Annotated in this window: 3 protein-coding genes; all 3 read left to right on the forward strand. The window is 73.5% G+C overall.

Annotated elements, in window-relative coordinates; genetic code table 11:
* The first annotated feature begins 99 nt into the window (after window positions 1-99).
* On the forward strand, window positions 100-810 hold the full coding sequence (locus ACM2XV_RS14535) for a response regulator (RefSeq protein WP_344776478.1): 711 nt from the start codon (window positions 100-102) through the stop codon (window positions 808-810).
* A gap of 2 nt (window positions 811-812) precedes the next feature.
* Window positions 813-1,409: a GNAT family N-acetyltransferase gene (locus tag ACM2XV_RS14540; protein WP_344776476.1), complete on the forward strand. Its 597-nt coding sequence runs from the start codon at window positions 813-815 to the stop codon at window positions 1,407-1,409.
* Between the two features lie 94 nt (window positions 1,410-1,503).
* A partial coding sequence (locus tag ACM2XV_RS14545; protein ID WP_487027449.1) for a serine hydrolase domain-containing protein occupies window positions 1,504-2,213 on the forward strand: 710 nt, incomplete at its 3' end.

Here is a 2,213-nt window from a genome sequence, read left to right on the forward strand (position 1 = left end):
GCGGTTCGCGCAGCTGCCCGGCGGCCGCGTGACCGCGGGGGAACGCGACGGCCGTTTCGTGGTGTCGGCGACGGCGTCTCTTGCGAGAGGCTGAAGCCTGTGGCATCCGATCTCATCCGCGTGCTCGTCGCCGACGACCAGGCCATCGTGCGCGACGGGCTCGTGACGGTGCTTGAGCTGCTGCCCGATCTCGAGGTGGTCGGCGAGGCGGCGAGCGGCCTCGACGCGGTCAGGCTCGCCGCCGAGCTCGCGCCTGACGTCGTGCTGATGGACTTGAGGATGCCCGAGCTCGACGGCGCCGCTGCCACCGAGCGGGTCCTCGCCCAGAACCCCGAGGTCGCTGTGCTCGTGCTCACGACCTACGCCGACGACGCCTCCATCGTCTCCGCGCTCAAGGCGGGCGCGCGCGGCTACCTCACGAAGGACGCGGGGCGCGCCGAGCTCGCCGCCGCCGTGCGCGCGGTCGCGCGGGGCCAGACGACGCTTGCGCCCGAGGTCGGCGCGAAGCTCATCGGCTCGTTCACCAGCGCGGGGCCGGCCGCTGACGAGCGCCGCGAGGCGCCGCGTCTCGACGGGTCGCTGCTCGTCGAGAGGTTCCCGACCCTCACATCACGCGAGGCCGAGGTGCTGGCCGAGATCGCGCGCGGGCGCAGCAACCCCGAGATCGCGCAGCGGTTCTTCGTGAGCGTGGCGACCGTCAAGACGCACGTGAACTCGCTGTTCGCGAAGCTCGGCGTGCAGACGCGGGCGCAGGCGATCGCGCTCGCGCTCGGCTCGGCGGCGCCGGGCAGCACGGGGGAGGGGCGGTGAGGATGCCCGAGCTGCGCCCCTATCGCCCGGACGACCGCGACGACGTCTACCGCGTCTGCCTGCTCACGGGTGACAGCGGCCGCGACGCGACGGGGAAGTTCAGCGACGACACGCTGCTCGGCGACATCTACGCGGGTCCCTATGTCGCGCTCGAGCCCGAGCTCGCGACCGTCGTCGACGTCGGCGGCCGGGTGGCGGGGTACCTGCTCGCCGCGGCCGACACCGCGAGCTTCGTCGAGAGGTACCGCAGTGAGTGGCTGCCGGGCTTCGCCGCGCGGCATCCCCTGCCCGCCCGCATCGACTCGGCCGAGGACCGGCTGGTGGAGCTCGGGCACCACCCGGAGAGGATGATCGGCCCCGACCAGGGCCGCTACCCCGCGCACCTGCACATCGACCTGCTGCCCGAGCTGCAGCGTCAGGGCATGGGGCGCGCGCTCATGCGCCGGCTGCTCGGGCAGCTGCGCGAGCGGGGGATCCCCGGCGTGCAGCTCGGCGTCGGCCCCGAGAACCACGCGGCGCAAGCCTTCTACGCGCGGCTCGGGTTCCGCCCGCTCGCGGGCCCGTACGTGCTCGCGCTGGATTCGACCGCCGAGCTCTGAACCCGGGCCGGGTCGTCGCGTTTCGGGCTCAGCGCGCCGCATGAGCCGCATTCGCGACGACCGGGGATGCCTGCGAACCGGGCATGCTTGAGGGGTGAGCAGCACCGAGCTTCCCGACCTGCCGTTCCTCGACGCCGCCGTCGGCGAGCTGTTCGCGCCGCGCATCGCCGACGGGGTGGCGCCGGGGTCGGTCGTGGCCGTCTTCGACCGCAGCGGCGAGCTGGTGCGCTCGTGGGGCTTCGGCCTCGACCGGCTCGATGAGGGCGGTGCCGCCCCCGACGCAGACACCGCCTTCAGAGTCGCGAGCTGCACGAAGAGCTTCACAGCGGCGGCCACTCTGCTGCTGCGCGACCGCGGGGCGCTCGTGCTCGATCAGCCGATCACCGACTTCGTCCCCGAGTTCCGCTTCTCCGACGGCTTCCCCGAGGCGCCGTCACTGCGCCAGCTGCTCTCGATGTCGGGCGGCCTCGCGACCGACGACCCGTGGGCCGACCGGCAGGAGGGCCTCAGCGAGGTCGAGTTCCGCGCGGTGCTCGCCGCGGGCACGCCGCGCGACAGCACCCCCGGAACGACCTTCCGCTACTCGAACCTCGGCTACGCCCTGCTCGGCCAGGCGATCGCGCAGGCATCGGGGTCGACCTTCATCGACTTCGTCACGGCCGAACTGCTCGCACCGCTCGGCCTCACCGCCACGGGGTTCACGGTCGCCGGCCGCTCGGGCCGCACCGCCGTCGGGCATCGTCGTGACGCGCACGGCGCATGGCACGCGCTGCCGTATTCCGGCCCAGGGGCGTTCTCGCCCAT

Source organism: Gryllotalpicola sp. CP2-P1, assembly GCF_057512245.1.

What these genes read in the sequence shown, in the direction of transcription:
- ACM2XV_RS14540 (WP_344776476.1), top strand. Translation starts at nt 813, where the DNA reads ATGCCCGAGCTGCGCCCCTATCGCCCGGACGACCGCGACGACGTCTAC.